The 22,637-nt window shown below is 34.8% G+C and carries 21 protein-coding genes and 4 pseudogenes; 19 read left to right on the forward strand and 6 right to left on the reverse strand.

What is annotated here, in order from left to right; genetic code table 11:
* Nucleotides 1–327, forward strand: a 327-nt coding sequence (locus tag COL05_RS09805) for a DUF4183 domain-containing protein (protein WP_142337419.1), incomplete at its 5' end; no start/stop codon positions are given.
* 61 nt (nucleotides 328–388) lie between these two features.
* Here COL05_RS09805 and COL05_RS09810 read toward each other — a convergent pair.
* A pseudogene (locus COL05_RS09810) lies at nucleotides 389–681 on the reverse strand (DUF4183 domain-containing protein).
* A 426-nt stretch (nucleotides 682–1,107) separates the two neighbouring features.
* On the opposite strand from COL05_RS09810, the gene COL05_RS09815 reads away from it, so the two are divergent.
* Nucleotides 1,108–2,313 carry an exosporium glycoprotein BclB-related protein gene (locus COL05_RS09815; RefSeq protein ID WP_142337420.1) on the forward strand — a complete coding sequence of 402 codons (1,206 nt, stop codon included), beginning with the start codon at nucleotides 1,108–1,110 and terminating at the stop codon, nucleotides 2,311–2,313.
* 397 nt (nucleotides 2,314–2,710) lie between these two features.
* Here COL05_RS09815 and COL05_RS09820 read toward each other — a convergent pair whose 3' ends face one another.
* Both COL05_RS09820 and COL05_RS09825 read right to left on the reverse strand, forming a co-directional pair.
* Nucleotides 2,711–3,343: a cupin domain-containing protein gene (locus COL05_RS09820; protein WP_098668476.1), complete on the reverse strand. Its 633-nt coding sequence runs from the start codon at nucleotides 3,341–3,343 to the stop codon at nucleotides 2,711–2,713.
* A gap of 277 nt (nucleotides 3,344–3,620) precedes the next feature.
* Nucleotides 3,621–3,788 (reverse strand): annotated as a pseudogene (locus COL05_RS09825) (HD domain-containing protein); the annotation flags it as partial.
* A 204-nt stretch (nucleotides 3,789–3,992) separates the two neighbouring features.
* On the opposite strand from COL05_RS09825, the gene COL05_RS09830 reads away from it, so the two are divergent.
* From COL05_RS09830 to COL05_RS09840, 3 genes and pseudogenes are all read left to right on the forward strand, one after another.
* The gene (locus COL05_RS09830) at nucleotides 3,993–4,298 is read left to right on the forward strand and encodes a luciferase domain-containing protein (protein WP_098668477.1); all 306 of its coding nucleotides are present in this window, start codon (nucleotides 3,993–3,995) and stop codon (nucleotides 4,296–4,298) included.
* Nucleotides 4,299–4,391: 93 nt separating this feature from the next.
* Nucleotides 4,392–5,702: pseudogene (locus tag COL05_RS09835) on the forward strand (phytoene desaturase family protein).
* Nucleotides 5,680–6,549 (forward strand): RNA polymerase sigma-70 factor, encoded by an 870-nt coding sequence (locus tag COL05_RS09840; protein ID WP_098668478.1) that lies wholly within the window; start codon nucleotides 5,680–5,682, stop codon nucleotides 6,547–6,549. The pseudogene COL05_RS09835 and the gene COL05_RS09840 overlap by 23 nt, the downstream one beginning before the upstream one ends.
* 33 nt (nucleotides 6,550–6,582) lie before the next feature.
* Here the strand turns inward: COL05_RS09840 and COL05_RS31275 are convergent, their stop codons facing one another.
* Nucleotides 6,583–6,741, reverse strand: a complete 159-nt coding sequence (locus COL05_RS31275; RefSeq protein WP_001100984.1) for a hypothetical protein — start codon at nucleotides 6,739–6,741, stop codon at nucleotides 6,583–6,585.
* Between the two features lie 303 nt (nucleotides 6,742–7,044).
* Here COL05_RS31275 and COL05_RS09855 point away from each other — a divergent pair, with 303 nt between their 5' ends.
* From COL05_RS09855 to COL05_RS09865, 3 genes are all read left to right on the forward strand, one after another.
* A complete protein-coding gene (locus COL05_RS09855) occupies nucleotides 7,045–7,638 on the forward strand; it encodes an O-methyltransferase (RefSeq protein WP_098668479.1) in 594 nt (197 codons plus the stop codon).
* A gap of 313 nt (nucleotides 7,639–7,951) precedes the next feature.
* Nucleotides 7,952–9,064, forward strand: a complete 1,113-nt coding sequence (locus COL05_RS09860; RefSeq protein WP_000137416.1) for a toxic anion resistance protein — start codon at nucleotides 7,952–7,954, stop codon at nucleotides 9,062–9,064.
* A gap of 24 nt (nucleotides 9,065–9,088) precedes the next feature.
* Nucleotides 9,089–9,922: a DUF3974 domain-containing protein gene (locus tag COL05_RS09865; protein ID WP_098668480.1), complete on the forward strand. Its 834-nt coding sequence runs from the start codon at nucleotides 9,089–9,091 to the stop codon at nucleotides 9,920–9,922.
* A gap of 55 nt (nucleotides 9,923–9,977) precedes the next feature.
* Here the strand turns inward: COL05_RS09865 and COL05_RS09870 are convergent, their stop codons facing one another.
* Nucleotides 9,978–11,537, reverse strand: a complete 1,560-nt coding sequence (locus COL05_RS09870) for a glycoside hydrolase family 10-like protein (RefSeq protein ID WP_098668481.1) — start codon at nucleotides 11,535–11,537, stop codon at nucleotides 9,978–9,980.
* 227 nt (nucleotides 11,538–11,764) lie between these two features.
* Here COL05_RS09870 and COL05_RS09875 point away from each other — a divergent pair, with 227 nt between their 5' ends.
* The 8 genes from COL05_RS09875 to tdcB all read left to right on the forward strand — a co-directional run bounded on the left by COL05_RS09875 (nucleotide 11,765) and on the right by tdcB (nucleotide 19,225).
* Complete coding sequence (locus tag COL05_RS09875) at nucleotides 11,765–12,070, forward strand: PTS sugar transporter subunit IIB (protein ID WP_098668482.1); 306 nt, start codon at nucleotides 11,765–11,767, stop codon at nucleotides 12,068–12,070.
* Nucleotides 12,071–12,081: 11 nt separating this feature from the next.
* Nucleotides 12,082–13,365, forward strand: coding sequence for a PTS sugar transporter subunit IIC (locus COL05_RS09880; RefSeq protein ID WP_098668483.1), 1,284 nt, complete (start codon nucleotides 12,082–12,084; stop codon nucleotides 13,363–13,365).
* A gap of 79 nt (nucleotides 13,366–13,444) precedes the next feature.
* Nucleotides 13,445–13,711, forward strand: a complete 267-nt coding sequence (locus COL05_RS09885; RefSeq protein ID WP_098668484.1) for a hypothetical protein — start codon at nucleotides 13,445–13,447, stop codon at nucleotides 13,709–13,711.
* Nucleotides 13,712–13,733: 22 nt separating this feature from the next.
* A complete protein-coding gene (anmK, locus tag COL05_RS09890; protein ID WP_098668485.1) occupies nucleotides 13,734–14,885 on the forward strand; it encodes an anhydro-N-acetylmuramic acid kinase AnmK in 1,152 nt (383 codons plus the stop codon).
* 18 nt (nucleotides 14,886–14,903) lie between these two features.
* Nucleotides 14,904–15,803, forward strand: coding sequence for a BadF/BadG/BcrA/BcrD ATPase family protein (locus COL05_RS09895; RefSeq protein WP_098668486.1), 900 nt, complete (start codon nucleotides 14,904–14,906; stop codon nucleotides 15,801–15,803).
* 132 nt (nucleotides 15,804–15,935) lie between these two features.
* Nucleotides 15,936–16,484, forward strand: a complete 549-nt coding sequence (gene plsY, locus COL05_RS09900) for a glycerol-3-phosphate 1-O-acyltransferase PlsY (protein WP_098668487.1) — start codon at nucleotides 15,936–15,938, stop codon at nucleotides 16,482–16,484.
* Nucleotides 16,485–16,553: 69 nt separating this feature from the next.
* Nucleotides 16,554–18,137: an aminotransferase class V-fold PLP-dependent enzyme gene (locus COL05_RS09905; protein ID WP_098668488.1), complete on the forward strand. Its 1,584-nt coding sequence runs from the start codon at nucleotides 16,554–16,556 to the stop codon at nucleotides 18,135–18,137.
* Nucleotides 18,138–18,223: 86 nt separating this feature from the next.
* Complete coding sequence (gene tdcB / locus COL05_RS09910; RefSeq protein ID WP_098668489.1) at nucleotides 18,224–19,225, forward strand: bifunctional threonine ammonia-lyase/L-serine ammonia-lyase TdcB; 1,002 nt, start codon at nucleotides 18,224–18,226, stop codon at nucleotides 19,223–19,225.
* 235 nt (nucleotides 19,226–19,460) lie between these two features.
* Here the strand turns inward: tdcB and COL05_RS09915 are convergent.
* Nucleotides 19,461–19,733: pseudogene (locus COL05_RS09915) on the reverse strand (class I SAM-dependent methyltransferase); the annotation flags it as partial.
* Nucleotides 19,734–19,945: 212 nt separating this feature from the next.
* Here COL05_RS09915 and COL05_RS09920 point away from each other — a divergent pair.
* Genes COL05_RS09920 through COL05_RS09930 form a run of 3 tightly spaced genes read left to right on the forward strand, consistent with a single transcriptional unit; the run spans nucleotide 19,946 to nucleotide 22,623 of the window.
* Entirely contained in the window at nucleotides 19,946–21,136 is a 1,191-nt protein-coding gene (locus tag COL05_RS09920; RefSeq protein WP_000095906.1) for a glycine C-acetyltransferase, read from the forward strand.
* A 44-nt stretch (nucleotides 21,137–21,180) separates the two neighbouring features.
* Nucleotides 21,181–22,146, forward strand: a complete 966-nt coding sequence (locus COL05_RS09925) for an L-threonine 3-dehydrogenase (protein ID WP_098668490.1) — start codon at nucleotides 21,181–21,183, stop codon at nucleotides 22,144–22,146.
* Between the two features lie 54 nt (nucleotides 22,147–22,200).
* On the forward strand, nucleotides 22,201–22,623 hold the full coding sequence (locus tag COL05_RS09930) for an NUDIX hydrolase (protein WP_098668491.1): 423 nt from the start codon (nucleotides 22,201–22,203) through the stop codon (nucleotides 22,621–22,623).
* Nucleotides 22,624–22,637 lie beyond the last annotated feature (14 nt).

The raw sequence follows: 22,637 nt of genomic DNA on the forward strand, positions 1-22,637 counted from the left end.
GGCCCGACCGGAGTAACAGGTCCACCGGGAATAACAGGGGCAACGGGGCCAACTGGAGTTATTGGCCCCATAACAACAACTAATTTATTATTTTACACTTTTTCAGATGGAGAAAAACTTATATATACAGATTCAGATGGGCTAGCTCAATATGGTACAACTCACATATTATCTCCTGATGAGGTTTCGTACATTAATCTGTTTATAAATGGAATACTTCAACCGCAACCATTATATCAGGTTAGTACTGGTCAGCTAACTTTATTAGATAATCAACCACCATCACAAGGTTCTTCAATTATTTTGCAATTTATCATTATTAATTAAAAAAGACAGATTCTTAAATAAAAAGAATCTGTCCTTTTGCTCTACATTAAAGTAGCTAAAACTAAGTGAAGATAAATTCGATTGTAATTGGAATTCCACCGTCTAATGCATCTCCACCAGGAATTGTAATAGCACCAGTAGGTCCAGTAGTAACACTGGAGTTCACACTAGGTTGAAGAATGCCGTTTACATATAGGTTGTAATACGTAAAAGTCGGAAAAGCAGTTGCAGTATAGTACCAGCATCGTTTAAAAAAGCTGTAGCAGCAATTGCAAAAGCTGCACCTGTTCCTGTTCCAGCTCCTAATGTAGATGTAAATCTTCTAGATGCCATAAATGGTTGAATAATTGGCAATTAATTTTCACTCCCTAAATTATTTTTTGAACAAAGTATGGGATAACTTGTCCAATATATTGTATGAAAGTTTTGATAATAGAAACGGCTTCATGATAAGAGAGGGAACACAATTTTAGTAAAGGTATTGTTGTTTTGGTGGTTATATGCTAATGCTTTGTTTTTATACTCAAGTTAAAATGTGCTTTTGGACCTAAGAGATAAACGTGGAAAAATAAAATAAACTTTTAAGTTTAGGTGTTTAATCTAAGCAGTCAATTATTAAAAACATATAATTAATATGTGAGTCATGAACATAATTAAATAACATTTTAAAGTTTAATTATCATTCATGTTTCCTATTTTAAGTGAATTAAATCTATGCACAATTTTATAGTTCTTATAGTAGGAAAATACTCAAATATAAGAAATGTAAGGAGGAAATAAATGAAACATAATGACTGTTTTGATCATAATAACTGCAATCCGATTGTTTTTTCAGCAGATTGTTGTAAAAACCCACAGTCAGTTCCTATTACTAGGGAACAATTAAGTCAATTAATTACTTTACTAAACTCATTAGTATCAGCTATTTCAGCATTTTTTGCAAATCCAAGTGATGCAAACAGAGTAGCGTTATTCAATTTGTTTAATCAATTTTTAATTTTCTTAAATTCCTTATTACCTTCCCCAGAAGTTAATTTTTTGAAACAATTAACTCAAAGTATTTTAGTTTTATTACAATCTCCAGCTCCTAATTTAGGTCAATTGTCAACATTATTGCAACAATTTTATAGCGCCCTTGCACAATTCTTCTTCGCTTTAGATCTTATCCCTATATCCTGCAACTCAAATGTTGATTCTGCAACTTTACAACTTCTTTTTAATTTATTAATTCAATTAATCAATGCTACTCCAGGGGCGACAGGTCCAACAGGTCCAACGGGAGCAACAGGAGCAACAGGCCCAACAGGAGCGACAGGTCCAGCAGGTACTGGTGGAGCAACAGGAGTAACAGGCCTAACAGGAGCAACGGGTCCAACGGGTCCAACGGGTCCAACAGGTCCAACAGGTCCAACAGGTCCAACAGGTCCAACGGGTCCAACAGGCCTAACAGGAGCAACAGGCCTAACAGGTCCAACAGGAGGCGGAGCGGTTATTCCGTTTGCATCAGGAACACCAGTAGAATTATTAACTGTTTTAGGTGGGTTGGCAAACACAGGAGCACTTCTTGGATTTGGAAGTTCATTCTTCCCTGTAATTGTTGGTGGCCCAATTACTATAGGTCCTTTACCTCCAGTATTTGATTTCGCATTTGTAGCTCCTCGCGCAGGTACAATTACTTCGTTAGCAGGATTCTTTAGTGTAACTGAAGCGGTTGCTTTGGCATTAGGAAACATACAAATTCAAATGCAGTTGTACAGAGCACCAGCAGCAAGTAATACTTTCGCTCCAGTAGGTACACCGTTACAATTAACACCGCCATTTAGTGGTGTAATTAATGTCGGTGCTACTTCAAGTGGTATTGTCGCAGAAGCAATTGCGGTAGCTCCACAAGAGAAGATATTACTTGTTGTTTCATCAAATACACCTGGTTTTGATATAGCTACTGCTATTACAGGATTCGCAAGTGCAGGGATAACATTCGTCTAAACATAGCGTCTTAAATGGTGAGCATTGAAAAAAGGAATACTCTTTTTAAGAGTATTCCCTTTTGTATAGCTAAAAAAGATCTTATTTATTTTTATTGCAGTTACATCCTTTTTTCTTTACATAGCCTTGCTCGGCTAAATCTCTTTGCGATTGGGAATTGGAAGATTGAGAATTGGAAGATTGAGAGGATGTTGATGAACTACTATTTTTATTATGAGAGTAGTTTTTTCGATAGTTATAATTACTCATAGTACTATCACCTCCAATTAAATATATAACTATTATATGTATGTACTCTATTAATTGTTACGATAAAAAATAGGAATGAGGGATATACAATAAAAAATCTCCTACGTATTTTCCGAGGAGATAAATAATTGGCTTTTAATGATATAAATTAATATCCCCAGTAAAGAGGGAAATAATATGAATCTTGATAATATAAATTTTGTTGTGGATTAGGAGGATGAGTTGCTGGGTTTATAGGTCCTCGGTTTTGATTACAGTTTGCTGGAGGACCGATTACTGTAGTGGATTGAATAAGGGATACCGCTTGTTTCCATTGTTGTTCATCGAGACAGTAAGTATGAGCCATCATATTTGTGGGAGTTAACCTTAAAATATCAGAACCAAAAATAACCTCTGGCGTTGGTGCATCAAAAATAGCTAATAAATGGGTATCATCTGCTGTAGCAACTTCATAATGCCACCACGCTTGTGGAATGTTGGCAACTTGCCCTGGTTTTATCGGTAAGTTTAATATTTGATTTGTAAATGGATTAAGTAAAGAAACAACAGCAGATCCTGAAATACAGTAAACAAGTTCAGCTGCATTTTGATGAATATGTGGTTCTACGACATTACCTGAACTTAAATAAATATCTAATAAAGAAGTGTTTTCTAAAGTATTTAATTGTTTCACGCCAAGTACATTTATATAATTTTGGGCATCTTTCTGAAAAAAACTGCTTTTACTTAAATCATAAGTGAAATTAGTCGAGGGGGAGGTATAGTCGATATTGGAAATCAATTGTATTACCTGCCTTTCTATTAATAAGTAAGGTTACAAAATTAGGATATGTGTCTAGTGTTTATTAGGTGCAGTTGTTGGTATCATAATAAAATTGCCTATTCCACAAAGAATATGGGGTGTATTTCGAGTTGATAATATTGTTAAAATCGGAATTGTTAATGTTAGGTTAGGGTTAAAAAATAGAAATTTATTTCGTATTATATATTTACAGACCAATACTTTCTATAGAGGTATTGGTCTGTTATTTAAGATAGTTTTTGCTGAATAATTAATTGTGCTTTAGCAGTATTTCTGCAATTGCGAAAGGATGAATAATATATGATTCTCCAGTTTGACGGTATTGTCCATCATGTGCTTGCTCTGCAAAATATATAGCTTTTTTCAAGAGTTTTAATTCATTAGATTGTAGATAATTTGCCTTTTGTAATAATACCTCGCTCATATAAATCCGTCCCTTAAAATTATTTTTAATAGTAATTCTATATAATAGAATAAATCCCCTTTGAAATTATTTTAATTATGTAAAAAATAAAGGTGTTGAGATGAAACTATATTCGTATATCCATTCATACTTTGGATTGATGGAAAAAAGTAAAGAACGTGTTAATTTAATATTACATCAATCATTAATAAGGGGTGAAGGTTCATGTCATTTAGTGAAATGATTAGAAATGAAGTGCTTGGCTGGGCAGGTGTCTCTGAAAAACCGCATCGATTTGGTGGCATTGAAATAAATTATGGCAAGAAAGAACTTGGTCATCTGCATGGAGATAAGTTAGTTGATTTACCATTTCCAAAGTTAAAGCGGGATGAATTAGTAAAACAAGGATTGGCCAAACCACATCACGTATTACCTGAATCAGGATGGATAAGTTATTATATAAAGAGTGAAGAGGATATACCATTTGCAATTGAGTTATTTCGTATGCAATATGACCGAATAAAAAAATAATGAAATAAAATAGATGAGTAAAAATATATTTTCATGTCACATCCCTCCTTAATCGTTCGTCTTGTATGTAGAACGGTAAGGAGGGATTTTATTATGAAGAAATTTGATGTAGCAATTGTTGGTGGTGGCCTTGCTGGATTAAAAGCGTCTATATATTTAGCGAAAGCTGGAAGAAAAGTGATTGTATTAGAAAAGTCCAGTCGCTTTGGTGGTCGAGGGATGACTATAAATAAAAATGGGATTTGTATGAATCTTGGAGCACAGGCCCTATATAGAGGAGGATCAGCATTTTTAACTTTTAATGAGCTCGGTATGAATCTACCGGGTGGAATACCATCTACAAAAGCACATGGAATATGGAAAGGGGATATATTTACCATCCCAACAGATTTTCGCACAATTTTATCAACACCACTACTTTCGTGGTCTGCAAAAGTACAATTCTCACGTCTTATGATTCGTTTAGGGAATTTAGATGTAGGAGAAGTTCCAAAAATGAGTTTAACTATATGGGCAGAAAATGAAATAAAAGATCCAATGGTTCGGAATATATTTTATGCATTATGCCGAACAACAACATATACGTTTGCTCCTGCAATACAATTAGCATCATCTGTACTAAAGTAAATCCAGCTTTCAATAAAAGAAGGGGTATTTTATGTAGATGGTGGCTGGGAGACGATAATAACAAAATTAAGAGAAATAGCGAATCATGTCGGGGTGCAAATTTTGCCTAAAAAGCATGTTTTGGAAATAGAGCATTACGAAGATAAACAAAGAATATATTGTTTTGACGATGAGGTATTTGAAGTAGGTACAGTCATTGTGACGACTCCACCGAAAGAAGCTTGTAACATAATAAAAGGTGCAGAAGGAACAAGTTTGTATAGATGGAGTGAACAATCGGTACCGGTTACTGTTGCTGCATTAGATATTGGTTTGAGACGATTACCTAATCCGACACATCAATTTGCATTAGGGTTAGATCAACCTATATTTTTCACGAATCAATCAAGAGCAGCTAAATTAAGTGATGATGGATCAATTGCAGTGAGTTTAATTAAGTACCATAATCCTGCACTAGAGACGGAAGATACTCATGAAGATAAAGACCAGTTAGAAAGTACGATGGATTTGCTACATCCAAATTGGAAAAGAGAAGTTGTTACACAGCAATATTTGCCGACAATAACGGTAGTATATGATTTTCCTCATATAAACCGAGTTGAAAAACCAGGTCCTAATATCCCTGAAATGCCAGGTGTTTACGTTGCAGGTGATTGGACTGGGCATGATGAAATATTAGCTGATGCTGCAGTAGCAAGTGGAAAACGTGCAGCATTACACATTTTAAAGCAATTAGAAAGTGAGGGAGTTCATCATGGAAACGGAGCAATTATATGAAGCGTATCAACCATTATTATTTTCGTTAGCATATAGAATCCTTGGGAGTGTTATGGATGCTGAGGATATCGTTCAGGATGTATTTATCTCGCTAAATAATATAGAAGATCTTCAGTCCATAGAAAATATGAAAGCATATTTGTGTAAGATGGCGACAAATCGTTCAATTGATAAATTACGTTCGGCAGCATATAAACGTAACGTGTACGTAGGGATGTGGTTACCAGAGCCACTTGTAGAAGAAAGTAATGAGCCATCAGAGTCATTTGTTATGAAAGAATCCCTTTCCACAGCATATTTATTACTTTTACAACAACTGTCTGAGGTAGAAAGGATTGTTTTCATATTAAGAGAGGTTTTCAGTTATGAATACGAAGAAATAGCTTCAATTGTTGATAAGAGTAGTGTGAACTGTAGGAAGATCTTTCAACGCGCACGAAATAGTATATTGGATAAGCCGAAGCAATCAACATTAAGTACGAAGAAAATGGCTGCTTATGTTGAAAAGTTTGTATTATCATTACAATGTGGTGATGCGCAAGGTATGTTAGAAGTATTAAAAACAGATGCGATATTGAAAGCAGATGGTGGTGGTAAAGTTACAACTGCGATTCATCCGATTTACTCTGCGGATCGAATTATACGTTTGTTCTTTGGGATTGCACAACGATTGACAGAAGAGTACACTGTTGATTTCAAAATGGTAAATGGTATGCCAGGGGTAATAGTTACAATAAATAATAAAATAACGTATGTTCTTTCGTTTGCATTTGAGGATGAGAAGATTTCAAACATTTATATGATGGGTAATCCTGAAAAACTTATGCATTTAAATGTAAAAATATAAAAAAACGCATTTCTTCAGAAATGCGTTTTTTTATTATTTTTCTAACATTTCAAGAGGTACATCTTTTTCACCAGCTACCTCAAATTTAATTTCTCCGTCTTCTTCATAAATACGTGTAATAATCGGTATAGTAATCATTAATTTTTTATGCTGCTTTCGTTTTCGAGCAGCATCTAAGCTAATCACGTTCATTGTAAGCATCCTTTCTTTTAAAGATATATAAACAAAAGAAAATGCGTCCGGAAAGGGCGCTTAATTGAATTTGAAATACCGATTCATTTAAATGAGGTTTATATGATTTAACAACTGCAATTGAAATAAAAATAGTATGAATGGAATAATTGCACGTAGAAATTAACTTTACCAAAAAACGAAACAATATGCTATAAAAAATTTCAAATCTTTGTTATATAACGAGAAAAAGCTTTTCGTTTCGCATATAATGAAAGTAGACGGGCAACAAGAGCTTTCTCATCATATTGCTTTGGAAAGGCGATGAAAAGAATGGATACGTTAGATTCATTATTACTTCAACTTGAACAATATGGAGAAGAGCATGATCGAAATAAAAAAACAAGGGAAGAAAGATTACGGAATATTTCACGTGAGATGGGGCAGTTTTTATCAATTTTAGTAAAAGGGTGTAGCGCAATAAACATTTTAGAAATTGGAACTTCTAATGGTTATTCTACATTGTGGTTAGCTAATGCGGTAGAAGAAACAAATGGAAATGTAACAACTGTGGAGCTTTCTTCAGAACGAGTTGGAGAGGCACTTGTCAATTTTGAAAAGGCAAACTTGTTGCAAAGGATTGATGTTCATAATCAAGAAGCAGGGGCATTTTTAGATGCGCAACTAGATCATTCATTTGATTTTATTTTCCTAGATTCAGAGCGTACGCAACACATGTGGTGGCTTGAGCATATAAAACGCATTTTACAACCAAAAGGTTTTCTAGTTGTTGATAATGCAACCTCTCATGCAAGTGAATTAGCCGAGTTTAGAAACATGATTGAAGAAGATGAAATGTTTGAAACGGTGTTATTGGCATTCCAAAATGGAGCGTTTGTAGCGCGCAAGAAGAAATAGGATTGAGCGTAATATAATTATCACATTGTAAAAGGTGTATGTCAAAATATTGAGTACAGAAGGATAGGAAGAACATAATTTATATATGTAACATACGAAGAATCGGCCTTCAGCATGTGGTTCTCTAGGTCTTAAGTCTGAGGAAAATTATGTTGATTACAGGTATACTTATAGTAAGAAACAGGGAATGACTGCATAAACAGACATTTCTAAAAAAATCGATTTCAAGCAGTCAGAATGCATATGAAATACGATATAATAGATGAAATATAGTGCATATAAATTCGCACATATAAATAAAGGAGCGATTTTGTTGACTGAACTCGAGAAAAAAGAACCTGTATCGGTTGTGAAAGATAATAATGTAGAAGTAGTAGTGGATACAGTTATAAAAGATGAAGAATTAGAGGAACTGAATAAAGAAGCTGATCTTTATGTACAAAAGTTAAATAGCGAGCAAAATACAGATTTATCAAAAGTATTGTCTCAGCTAGGAGATTTAGGGGATAAAGAGCAACAAGCAGCAGGACAAACGTTATCAGCATTAAAACGTCCTGTCACAGCGATGATGAATGGAAAGAACGAAGAAATTCCAAATACATTGTTAGAGTTACGAAAAGTGGTATCAGAGCTTGATCCGAATTCATTAAAAGCAAGTGGTATGAAGAAAATTATGTTTAAAGTATTCAAGAAAAACCCACTTGAAACATACGTGCATAAATATCAATCTATAGATAAGCAAATTGAGGAGATTATAAGATCCCTTCTAATTGGTCGTGACAATTTACAAGAAGATACAGTTGGTCTTGAAATGCTTAAAGAGCAATCGCACGATAAAATTCACGCGCTTGATAAGCAAGTATACTTAGGGAAAAAACTTGCTGGCATGCTGGAAGCTGAGAAACAAAATCCAGAACGTCAAAGAGATATTCCATTAATTAATGATGCATTAGAAAAGATTTTAGTGCGTACGCGTAATATGCAGCAAGCGAAAAGTGTGTTATTACAATCTATCGCATCGGTAGACATTATTAAGAAAAATAATGAAAAGTTAACGGAGGCAATTCGTAATGCAATTACGATGACGCAAAACGTTGTAACAGTTTCTGCTGCTATCCAACTAGCATTAACAAATCAACGTAAAACAATTGATGCAGTGAATGCGACAAATGAAGCAATTGAATCGATGGTATTAAGTAACTCACAAGCATTAAAACAAAATACAGAAGAAACAACAAAACTTCTTGAAAATCCTGCAATTAGCATGGATAAATTACGTGAATCATTCCAAAACGTATTCGCTGCGATTGAAGCTTCTGAGAAATCGTCAGAACGTATTATCGAGTCAAGTAAGAAATTTGTTATTGAACTAGATACATTTAATGATGAAATGAAACAAAAACTCATTCAGCGCCCAAGAAAATAGCAGACTTTTAGAGGAGGTGAAAAAATGAGTTTCATTCAAACCGTATTAGTACTATTAGGTACATTGCTTTTAATCGCATTTACTGTCGTTGTTTTAGTTGTATATTTCGGACGTAAACTGTATTTTTCATGGACGAAACCATATAAAAGAGCACATGATTCTTTAGAAAAGTTATCGAATAAATCATTACCGTTTCTACAAGAATTCACACAACACCCACTCTTTTATCGTTGGATTCGTACGGAAGGAAAGAAAGAACCACATACATTAAACACTCTTTTCTGTGCATCAGGTCAACGTACGAGAGAGCAAGTATTCTCAATGTTACCGAAAGAAAAACAGAAAAAAGTACATGTAATGGCAAAAACAACGAAAAAACTTACAAATGAAGATATTGATGTAGCAGTGATGAAAGTAAAAGATTTTTTAAGACAAGAAACGCAGCAAACAGTAAAACCGACAGACTTATCGTTTTATAAATTGTATTTTTATGATCGATATCCAGATGCATTAAATACAATTCAAGCGTATAAACGCTCAATAAATCCTTCATTACAACGCACGGTTGATGACATTACAATTTCAGTATTAAATGCACTTCCGTATTATCAAGAACAACGCATGTTTGAGCAACAACATAAACTTGAAACGTTCTTAATGAAAGATTTAACGGCGATGCTATCGTTAGTCGTACAATTACCACCTTCACAACGACCAGAAAAAGAAGAAGAGTTAAAAATCTACTTGCAAAATTTCCAAAAAGAAATGGAAGTAGTAGAACGAGATATTCGTGACTCGATTGATCACGATTTGAATGTGAAGATGAGAGCAGCGACTGAGAAGTTTAAGAATAAATAATAAAAGCGCCTTAAAGCTATAGTTCTTAGCTTTTAAGGCGCTTTTTTATTAGATGTTATTTTGCTTTAACGGTTGTATGACTAGAAGCAACACTTTCATTATGTAATCGATCAACTGCAGTTACTACATACGTATACGTTTCTCCAGAAATAGCTGTTTTATCTACATAAATTTCTCCAAGTTTTGTTTTTCTTACAGTAGTAAGTAAATTTTTTGGGTTTTGTATATCCACTTCATTTTTTCCATTCACACGGTAAATGGCGTAATAAGCAGAGTCATTCTCTCTATCATCAATGATACCTACAGCAATACCTTCCTCTCTTGGAATGGCTCCTTTTAAAGTCGGTTGTTTTGGTGGTTCATGATCAAGCCAAGGCATAGGCGGGATTAATGCAGGATGTTTATATACGTCTTTTGCGAGTCTATCTTTAACTCCTAGTGGATTGTTATTAATATCTTTTAAGCTAAAATGCATACTACCTTTTATTTCAGGAAATAAAAGGTAGTATGCAATTTGTCTTGGATATTCTTCCGGATCAGACCAAGCGGGGACAGAGTTATTATTAATTTTATAGGCCGCCTGACCAATGTATAGGTGAATCGGTTTATTATTTGTTTCTTTTACCCACCAGTCTACTAATATGTCATATGCAGCTGGTGTGAAACCTATATTCCAATATATTTGCGGTGTAATGTAATCGATATAACCTTTTTGTATCCATTCACGTGTATCAGCATAAAGATCATCATAGTTTCTTTGACCTGCAGTTGTGTTAGATCCAGTTGGATCGTCAGCTATATTTCGCCATACGCCGAACGGGCTTATGCCAAACTTTACGTATGACTTTTCTTGTTTTATAGCAGTATTTAAATCTCTTACAAGTTCATTTACATTGTCACGTCGCCAATCCTCTATATTTGTAAATCTACCGTTATTATATGTTTCGTACGTTTTTTGATCGGGGAATTGTTCACCCGCCACTTTATATGGATAAAAATAATCATCCATATGTAATGCATCAACATCGTAATTTTGTACGATTTCTAAAGCACCTTCAGTTATAAATTTTTTTACTTCTGGAATGCCAGGGTTGTAATATAACTTTCCTCCATAAGGTACAACCCAATCCGGATGCTGTTTTGCAGGGTGATTATCCGATAATCGATTTATATCAGTGTGATTCATCGTTATTCGGTATGGATTAATCCATGCGTGGAATTCTATATTTCTCTTATGAGCTTCTTCAATCATAAATGCGAGCGGGTCATAACCAGGATCTTTTCCTTGTGTACCTGTAAGGTATTCAGACCAAGGACCGTAATTGGAAGGGTAAAAAGCATCAGCAGTTGGTTTTATTTGTACAACGACCGCATTCATACCAGTGTTTTTTACATCGTCTAATAATTTAATAAAATCTTGTTTTTGATTTTCGATAGGTAAGCCAGTTTTTGTGGGCCAATCAATATTAAGAACAGATGCGATCCATACAGCACGTAATTCATGTTTTTTGTACGTAGTATTTACTTCAGCATAAGTAGAGTGAGGAGAAATGAAAGAGAAAGGAATAAAAAAGATGACGATACAACACGTCATTAATAAACGTTTCATAATCATTTATACGCCTCCCTATTATATGGTTAACTAATATGATATCCGAGTTGAGGTTGTACTTACAATTGAGAAAAATAAATATTGAAACATTAATTTAATAGGAAAAATATTTTTACTGAAATTTACTTTCATTATAACTAAATCGTTTCATTACTTCATATGCTTGTTAGTAAAGTGAAACTTCCTTTCATTTGAAGGGGGATAAATTATAAGTATAGGAGGATTAATAAATGAAAGTATTGTTCGTTTGTTCTGGAGGAATGTCCAGTGCAATTATTGTAAACGCTTTAAAAAAGGAGGCAGAGAAAAAAGGTGTAAATATGGAAGTCCATGCGATTGGAACAAATGAGGTAGAGGAAGAAGTAAAGAATGGCTGGGATGTTGTAATGGTTGCACCTCAAGTCAGACATCGATTTGACTCTGTTAAAAAATTCGCTGAAGAGGAATCTATCCCGTGCGGTATTATACCGCCGCAAGCATATACGCCGCTTGGTGGACCGACTTTATTAAAAACGGTAAACGATTTAATTAGTTAGGGGGAAGCGTTATGAATAAATTTGTCACGTTTCTTGATAAAAATTTATCTGGACCGATGGCAAGGCTTTCTGAACAGAGGCATTTACAAGCAATCCGTGATGGCGTTATTTCTGCATTACCATTTATTATTGTAGGAAGTTTCTTTTTAATCGTAGCATTTCCACCGTTACCGAAAGATAGTTTCATATCTGTTTGGGCATTAAAAAATCAAACGAGTATATTAATACCATATCGTTTAACGATGTTTATTATGTCTTTATATATAGCGTTTGGAATAGGATACAATTTAGCGAAAAGTTATAAGCTAGATGCTTTATCAGGAGCACAGCTTGCAGTATGTTCATTGCTACTAACATTAACACCTGAATTAATTGATAAAAAAGGATTCATGCTTCCGATGACAAATCTCGGAGGTCATGGATTATTCGTGACGATGATTGTTTCTATTTTATCAGTGGAGGTATTAAGATTTTGTAAGAAGAAAAATGTGACAATCAAAATGCCAGAACAAGTACCACCATCAGTAGCACGTTCGTTTGAAGCACTTATACCTGCGGCTTTCGTTATTATTATTATGAGTCTTATTACTGTCGTTTTTAAAGTAGATGTACATTACGTTGTGGATAAATTAGTAGCGCCGTTAGTTAAAGCTGGTGATAGTTACTTTGGTGTTATCATCCCTGTATTTTTAATTACCTTTTTCTGGTCTTTCGGGATACACGGTGTATCTGTTGTAGGTACTGTCGCAAGGCCGCTTTGGGATGTGTATTTAGGGAAGAACGGTGAAGCTGTAGCAAGTGGGGCAAGTCATTTTCCATTCATTGCACCAGAGCCGTTTTATCAATGGTTTATTTGGATTGGTGGCTCGGGAGCAACGTTAGGACTTGTGTTAGCTATGATTGTATTTGGACGGTCAAAATATTCGAAAGCACTATCGAGAACTTGTATTGTGCCCGGCATTTTTAATATTAATGAACCGGTTATATTCGGTTTACCAATTGTCCTGAATCCAATCTTAATTATTCCATTTGTTATTACACCATTAGTAACAGCTACTATAGCTTATTCTGCAACTGCAATGGGATTTGTAACGCCAACGCATATTATGCCACCGTGGACCTTGCCAGCTCCAATTGGTGCATATTTAGCTACAGGAGGAGATTGGCGTGCAGTTGTATTAGTATTAATAAATATAGCAATATCATTTCTTATTTATTTACCATTCTTTAAAATGTACGACAAAAATATGCTTGAAATTGAGAAGAATGGTGAAGGGGAATCTGTTAATTCATAATCTTTATGCTTTAATTTATGAGTGATAGGTATTTTGCCTATCACTTCTTTCACATGAAGTCCAGAGAGGATGAATTGGAATGAATATAAAATTTAGTTATAAAGGTGTATTTTTATTACTATTTGGAGTGATATGTGCAAATTTTCTTTTTGTACCTTTATTAAGAATGCTACATCTATCACAAATGCATAGTATATGGCTCGTTACCAGCATTGCGGCAAGTATTTTGCTTACAATAGTTGTTTCTTTTATTGATGGATCGTTTGCATCAAAAGCTCAGTTGTTTTTTAGATTTATATTATTTTCAATCGGTTGTACGTTTGTAACTTACATGATTGTTTTTTAATAAAGAGGAGGTCATGCATGTTATGTATGTTGCAGGGGTAATGTCTGGTACTTCGTTAGACGGTATAGATGTAGCACTCATTCATATAGAAGGAAGCGGTGTAGGTTCTAAAGTTGAACTCATCCATTTTACTACTGTGCCATTTAGTAATGATATAAAAAATGAGATCCAGCAGGTATTATCAATAGAAAATTCAAATGTACAACTTATATGCAGTTTAAATTTTAAACTCGGTTTACGCTTCGCAAATGCTGTAAAGGAAGTTTGTAAAGGGGCCAATTTTCCTTTAGGAAAATTAGATTTAATTGGTTCTCACGGACAAACGATTTATCATCAGCCACAGCAAGATGGAAGTATGATTCCTTCCACATTGCAAATTGGAGAACCAGCAGTTATAGCGTATGAAACGAAAACGACGGTTATTTCTAATTTTCGAACGATGGACATGGCAGCTGGGGGACAAGGTGCACCACTTGTACCATATTCAGAGATTATTTTATATCGTCATCTAACTAAAAATAGACTACTACAAAATATTGGTGGGATCGGTAATGTTACCGTTATACCAAGTAAACTAAGTGAGAAGAGCATTATAGCTTTTGATACAGGTCCAGGGAATATGGTAATGGATGAGGTGTGTCAAAGGTTATTTCAGTTGCCATATGATCAAAATGGTAACATTGCAAAACAGGGGGTAGTTGTAGAAGAGATTTTGACATATTGTATGAACCACCCATTTTTGAAAATAAATCCACCGAAATCAACTGGTAGAGAACAGTTTGGAGAAGAATTTGTAAGTGAGTTATTGAAGCGGTTTGAAAAGTATAGTAAAGAAAATATATTGACGACTGTCACGATGTTTACTGCAAGTTCAATTGTTTATCATTATAAGGAGTATATTTTGCCGTATTATGAAATCGATGAGGTAATTCTAGGTGGTGGCGGAAGTTATAATGATACACTTGTAGAAATGATACGGCATGGATTGAAAGATGAAAAATATGCATTATTCCTTCAAGAAGATATAGGCTATTCTTCAGAAGCGAAGGAAGCAATCGCCTTTGCCATTTTAGCAAATGAAACATATCATCGTAATCCGAGTAATGTGCCGAGCGCAACAGGTGCAATGCAATCTGTAGTATTAGGGAATATAACAATCCCTCCAATAAGATGATGAAAATGAGGCGAACATATGAAGTATATGATTGGAATAGATGGCGGGGGAACGAAGACAGAAGCAATGGCATTTGATAAAGACGGAAATGAACTTGTAAGAGCTACAAGTGGTTTTGGAAATATATTAATAGATTTTGAAGAAGCTCTTGTGCATATTATGGAGGCGATTGATCAATGCCAGAAAGGTGTATTAAATGGGCATTGCGTTTGTATTTGTTTAGGATTAGCGGGTGTAAGTGGAGTAAATACGAATGAATTAACATTACGTCTAAAGAAGAAGTACGGAACACCAATTGAAGTTTTTAATGATGCGATGATTGCACATGCAGCTGTTTTAAAAGGAAAAGATGGAATTTTAACAATTGGCGGTACAGGTGCAATTTGTATTGGGAAGAAAGGAGAAGTGTACGAGTATAGTGGTGGATGGGGACATATTTTAGGGGATGAGGGAAGCGGATATTGGATTGCATTACAAGGTTTAAAAAGAATGACGAATCAATTTGATCAAGGAGTTGCACTTTGTCCATTAAGCTTAAGGATTCAAGATGAGTTTCAACTTTTGACGTCGTCTTATATAAAAAGACTAGTTTATCGTTCTTCAAAAGATAAAGTTGCAGGAATTGCTCCGCTAATTATTGAGGAAGCGAGAAATGGGAATGATGACGCACGTGAAATTATCTTGCAAGCTGCTAAGGAATTAACGAGAATTACGGTGAGTATTTACAATAAAATGAAGTTTGATGTATCAACTTCAATTGCAGTAAGTGGCAGCATAATGCGTTTCGTTCCAGAAATATATGCTGAATTTAAGAAATGCTGCGAGAAAAGTATAGGAAAAGTTACATTTGTATCACAATCCGAACCAGCGGTGAAAGGAACATATTATTTAATGAAGAATTTATATTTAAATAAATAGCTGTATGAGAATTTTTGTATGATTTGTAAATATATGATGTTAAAATGTATAAAGAGAAGTGGATAAAAAAGTACAATATACATAGTTCATGAATATTGTATAAGTACTTCCATGTAGAAAGTGAATGATTATATGATTAATAGTATGCAGTTTTTGTATTTGGTCGCTTCTTATTTATTTGGAAACATATTGACCGCTTATATAGTAACGAAATGGAGATATAACGTTGATATTCGAGATGAAGGAAGTGGGAATCCCGGCGCAAGAAATATGGGGCGTGTATATGGAAAAGGGTATTTCATCGCTACATTTTTAGGTGATGCAATGAAAGGGGCGATTGTAGTTTCTATTGCAAAATACCTTTTTGGAGATTCTGCATTTGTAATGTTAGCTTTACTGGCTGTTTTACTTGGACATATTTATCCAATTGTATTTAAAGGCAAGGGCGGAAAAGGTATATCAACATTTATAGGAGGGTTAATCGCATTTAATTATTTGATAGCGCTTACCCTTGTTGCTGTTTTCATTATATTTTATTTAATCTTTAAAGGATTTACTAAGCCAGGATTAATTACAATCGCTTGTTTACCAGTTTGCATGATTTTGTACTCTTATTGTATTATTACCACTGTTTTAAGTGCTCTTATCATTGTGCTTATTTTATATGTAAATCGAGAATGAAACGAACTTTTAATAAGTGGAGGAAATCTCCACTTATAATTTTTATCAAACACATAAAGGAGATAGGGCATGGGGTTAATTTATAAAGTTGCTGATCAAGATTGGGAATTTGAACATATACATAAATTGAATTATAAAACATTTGTAGAAGAAATTCCGCAACATGAAGAAACGAAAGAGCGTGTTCGTATAGATCGGTTTCATGATGAAAATACATATTTAATTTGTTTAGATGAAGATAAGTTAGTAGGTATGGTTGCATTGCGAGGAAAACGACCATTCTCGTTAGATTATAAAATTTCAAATTTAGATTTTTATTTGCAAGAGCATGGAGAAAACGTGTATGAAATTCGTTTACTTTCAGTAGAACATGAATATCGAAATGGAAGAGCATTGTTAGGATTAATTCGCTTTTTACATCGTTATTTGCTTCTAAATGGATATGAATTAGCACTCATTTCTGCGACAACACGTGAACTACCTTTATATGAGCAAATGGGATTCAAATCTTTCCATACGCTAGTTGGTACTGAAGAAGCAGCCTTCCAGCCAATGTATGTTACTCCTGCTATGTTTGAAGCATCGAGTGTTGGTGGGATTATGACGAAAGAATATACATTTTTACCAGGTCCAGTAGATATTGAAGAAAATGTTCGAAAGGCATTTTCTACTAAGCCGATTTCGCATCGTTCTAAGTCATTTCAAGTGACGATGGAAAATGTGAAAAAACGTTTACTACACATGACGAAAGCGAAACATGTGCAAATCATGTTAGGAACAGGGACGTTAGCGAATGATGCTATTGCTTTACAATTACGCTCTTTAAAAGGAAAAGGACTAGTATTAACGAATGGGGAATTTGGCAATAGATTAGTTGGACACGCAACACGCGCGCAATTACATTTTGATACGTATAAAAAGGAAATGGGACAACCATTTATTTATACAGAATTAGAACAAATAATGGAAGCTGGAAATTATGAATGGCTTTGGTTTGTTCACCATGAAACATCTACCGGAATGTTAAATGATTTAGACGAGTTAAATGCATTATGTGAAAAGTATAAAGTGAAACTATGTGTAGATTGCATTAGCTCGATTGGAGCAATACCGATAGATTTAAAGAGTGTATATTTTGCGAGCGGCGTTAGCGGAAAGGCAATTAAATCGTTTACTGGATTATCTTTCGTTTTTCATAATCATAATGTGAAAGTAAACGAGACTTTACCGGCCTATATGGACATTGGTATGTACGAAGAAAATGAAAGTATTCCATATTCACATTCATGGAATTTAGTTTATGCATTGCAAGAAGCGTTGAAGAGATTTGAAGATGAAAAAGTGTTTGAAAAAATAAAAGAGACGTATGCATATATTGAACAAGCTATTACTACTATAGGATTAAATCTAGTTTCACCGAAAGAACATGCTGCGCCAATTATACTTACTATTCAATTAAATAAAGGTCTTTCTTCTAAAGCGTTAGGGGATGTGTTAGCGTTACAAGGATATATCGTCCATTATGAATCAGCGTATTTACAAAAGAATAACTGGATTCAAATTGCATGTCTGAATCATTACAAAGAACGTGATATGAAAAGGATGTTGAATTGTTTACAACTGTGTGTATTACAGAGTGAGGTACATATATAAAGACTTTTTCTTAATATAGATGGTTTCGTATAAAGGAGTTGCTACATACGAAAACTTAGGTATAGATCATTGGAAGAGGTGTTAGTATGATAACAAAAAAACTACCGTTGCATATAGACGATATTAAAAAAGCTCAAAACATTTTAGACAGAAATGCTCGTAAAACGCCATTAGTAAAATCATTTTATTTGACTAGTAAAACAGGCGGAGAAATTCACTTGAAATTAGAAAATATGCAATTAACGGGTTCTTTTAAATTCCGTGGTGCATTTAATAAAATGTCACAGTTAACAGATCAGGAAAAAGAGAGAGGAGTAATTGCTTGTTCTGCTGGTAATCATGCACAAGGAATTGCTTTATCAGCTCATTTACTCGGTATTAAGAGTAAAATTGTTATGCCGATTTCTGCACCTCAGGCGAAAGTTGATGCAACTAAAGGATATGGATCTGAAGTGGTTTTACATGGTGAAACCTTTGATGATGCAAAGGCAAAATGTGAGGAGATTATTAAGGAGACAGGTGAAACATACTTACATCCATATGACGATGTAGAAGTAATGGCTGGTCAAGGTACAATAGGATTAGATATTCTTGATGACATATGGGATGTTGATACTGTCATTGTACCAATTGGCGGAGGTGGAATTATTTCTGGTATTGCTGTTGCATTAAAATCTTTTAATCCATCCATTAATATTATTGGTGTCCAAGCAGATAATGTTCATGGGATGAAGGCTTCTTATGACAAAGGTACGATTGTAGAGCATTATGAGGCACCTACAATAGCAGATGGTTGCGCAGTTAAAATACCTGGTAAATTAACTTTTGAAGTTGTAAAAGAATTAGTAGATGATATTGTAACAGTATCAGAAGGTGAATTAGAAGTAGCGATGAAGGACTTATTACAGCGTGGAAAAGCTGTTGTAGAAGGTGCTGGCGCATTAGCTACTGCTGCCCTACTTGCAGGGAAAGTGGATGCATATATTAAAGGGAAAAAGGTAGTAGCGATTATATCTGGTGGGAATGTAGACTTGCAGCGTATTTCAAGTGTTTGTGAGCAATTTTTTGTAGCTAATGAAGTGAAATAGTATTCAAAAAAATAATGTTATGAAGGAGGAGCTAAGAAGAATGATCTTAGCTCTTATCTTTTGTATAATACGTAATGAATTGCTTTATCCCGTATTAACGGGCAGTAAGACCCCCACCTCAAAATTCAGTGGAAGCAAAGAAGTTAGGTGGGGATCGGGCTGCCCGTAAAAGCTCGATTGGTTCAACTAATAATCAGTAGGGGATGAAGAAAACCCCCACTGATTAAAGTTTCACTTTATTTTCTATTTGTTTTTTAGCTTTTTCATACATAAGTTCGGAGCCTTCAATACCGGTGTAAGAGTGGCAGTCTTTTTCTAATAATTCCTTGCCAAATTTAGCGTCCCCACAGCCTAAATCGAGGATTTTCTTTCCTTTCACATCACCAATGAGTTGAAAGAAGGCTGGTTTTTCAAGTGATTCATTTGGGCTATTTTCTCGGTATCTTCGTTTCATATATTGTTCAAAAAACGCTTCGTTATTATATACATCAGATTCAGTAAATGCCATGATTGAAGCCCCCTTAAATATTTTTTTATTCTACCAAATATGAAAAGTAAATGATAGATTTCTTGTAATGAATCATATATAATCTAGAATTGTAAGCGGTTACTTTAAACTATTTTTCTATAATAAATTCTGAAAACGTGTTAAGCTAGTAGAGGGATTATTAGAACTATTAAGACAATAATTCGCTTACATGAACGATGGGAGGCTTCACGATGTCTAGTAAAACACTTGCAAAATTTTTAGAAGAAAATTTAGAGGATTTAAAATCAAAGGGGCTTTATAACGTAATTGATCCGCTTGAGAGTTCAAATGGACCGATCATTACAATTGGCGGAAAAGAATATATTAACTTATCTTCAAACAACTATCTTGGATTAGCAACAGATAGCCGTTTGCAAGAAGCAGCAATTGGTGCAATTCATAAGTACGGTGTTGGGGCAGGAGCTGTTCGTACAATTAACGGTACTTTAGATTTGCATATTAAATTAGAAGAGACAATTGCAAAGTTTAAACATACGGAAGCTGCAATTGCTTACCAATCAGGATTTAACTGTAATATGGCAGCGATTTCAGCCGTTATGGATAAAAATGATGCAATTCTTTCAGACGAATTAAACCATGCTTCTATTATTGATGGTAGTCGTCTATCAAAAGCAAAAATTATTGTTTATAAACATTCGGATATGGAAGATTTACGCCAAAAAGCAATCGCGGCGAAAGAATCAGGTCTTTACAATAAATTAATGGTAATTACAGACGGTGTCTTCTCAATGGATGGAGATGTTGCAAAACTACCAGAAATTGTTGAGATTGCAGAAGAATTAGATTTAATGACATATGTAGACGATGCACACGGTTCAGGTGTACTTGGAAAAGGTGCAGGAACTGTAAAGCACTTCGGTCTATCTGATAAAGTTGATTTCCAAATTGGTACATTATCAAAAGCAATTGGGGTAATTGGTGGATATGTAGCAGGGAAACAAAATTTAATTGACTGGTTAAAAGTTCGTTCACGTCCATTCTTATTCTCTACAGCATTAACACCAGCTGATGCAGCAGCTTGCATGAGATCAATTGAAATCCTAATGGAAAGCACAGAGTTACATGATCGTTTATGGGAAAATGGTCGTTATTTAAAACAAGGGTTAAAAGAACTTGGTTTTAACATTGGAGAAAGTGAAACGCCAATTACACCTTGTATTATAGGTGACGAAGTGTTAACACAAGAATTTAGTAAACGTCTAAATGAGGAAGGCGTATACGCAAAATCTATCGTGTTCCCAACTGTAGCTAAAGGAACAGGACGCGTTCGTAATATGCCTACAGCAGCTCATACGAAAGAAATGTTAGATGAAGCAATTCGTAAGTATGAAAAAGTAGGAAAAGAAATGGGCATCATTTAAGTAAGGGCATCTTTTGAATAGCTTGCAAATGAGGAGTGGGGAAAATGAAAAAAATTCTAGTAACCGGTTCTTTAGGGCAAATTGGTTCTGAATTAGTAATGAAGCTTCGTGATGTATACGGTGCATCAAATGTTATTGCAACAGATATTCGTGAAACAGATAGTGAAGTAGTAACATCTGGTCCATTTGAAACGTTAGATGTAACAGATGGACAAAAACTACATGATATCGCAAAGCGTAATGAAGTAGATACAATTATTCATTTAGCAGCTTTACTTTCAGCAACAGCAGAAAAAAATCCGTTATTTGCTTGGAATTTAAATATGGGCGGACTTGTAAATGCATTAGAAGCAGCTCGTGAATTAAACTGTAAATTCTTCACGCCAAGTTCTATCGGTGCATTCGGTCCATCTACGCCGAAAGATAATACACCACAAGATACAATTCAGCGTCCTACTACGATGTATGGGGTAAACAAAGTAGCAGGAGAATTACTATGTGATTATTATCATCAAAAATTTGGTGTTGATACGCGCGGTGTACGTTTCCCAGGTTTAATTTCTTACGTAGCTCCTCCAGGAGGGGGAACAACTGATTATGCAGTTGAAATTTATTATGAGGCGATTAAAAAAGGCACATACACCTCATACATTGCAGAAGGAACATACATGGATATGATGTACATGCCAGATGCTTTACAAGCGATTATTTCATTAATGGAAGCTGATCCAAGTAAACTTGTGCATAGAAACGCATTCAATATTACAGCAATGAGCTTTGAGCCGGAGCAAATCGCAGCATCTATTCGTAAACACATTCCGACGTTTACAATGGATTACGCTGTAGATCCTGCTCGTCAAACAATTGCTGATAGCTGGCCAAACTCTATTGATGCAACAGCAGCAATGAACGAGTGGGGCTTTAAAGCAGATTATGATTTAGACAAAATGACAACGGACATGTTGGCTAAGTTAAAAAAAAAGCTCACAGCTGAGTTAGTGACGAATTAATAGGAAGGGTCGATTCTTAGGAATCGACCCTTTTAATTGAAGGAGAAAAGCAACATGCAAAGAGTTGACGTCGTATATGCACTAATACATGATGAAGAAACAGATAAAGTATTAATGGTACATAATGTAGAACAAAACGTTTGGTCATTGCCAGGTGGGGCTGTTGAAAAGGGTGAAACGTTAGAGGAAGCTCTAGTAAGGGAAGTAAAAGAAGAGACAGGTTTAACTGCCGTGGCAGGTGGGCTTGTTGCGATCAATGAAAAATTCTTTGAAGAGTCAGGGAATCATGCGCTACTTTTTACATTCCGAGCAAATGTAGTAACAGGTGAACTTATTGCAGAAGATGAAGGAGAAATTTCTGCAATAGAGTGGGTGGACCGAGCAATTGCAAATGAACGATTCCCATTCTACGATGGTGGATTCGAGGCATTATTAGAAGTAGCCATTCCATACAAGTTTCAGCCAGAAACAAAGTGATTGAATAGAAAAAC

The organism is Bacillus sp. AFS059628 (assembly GCF_002571225.1).
Lineage (GTDB): Bacteria > Bacillota > Bacilli > Bacillales > Bacillaceae_G > Bacillus_A.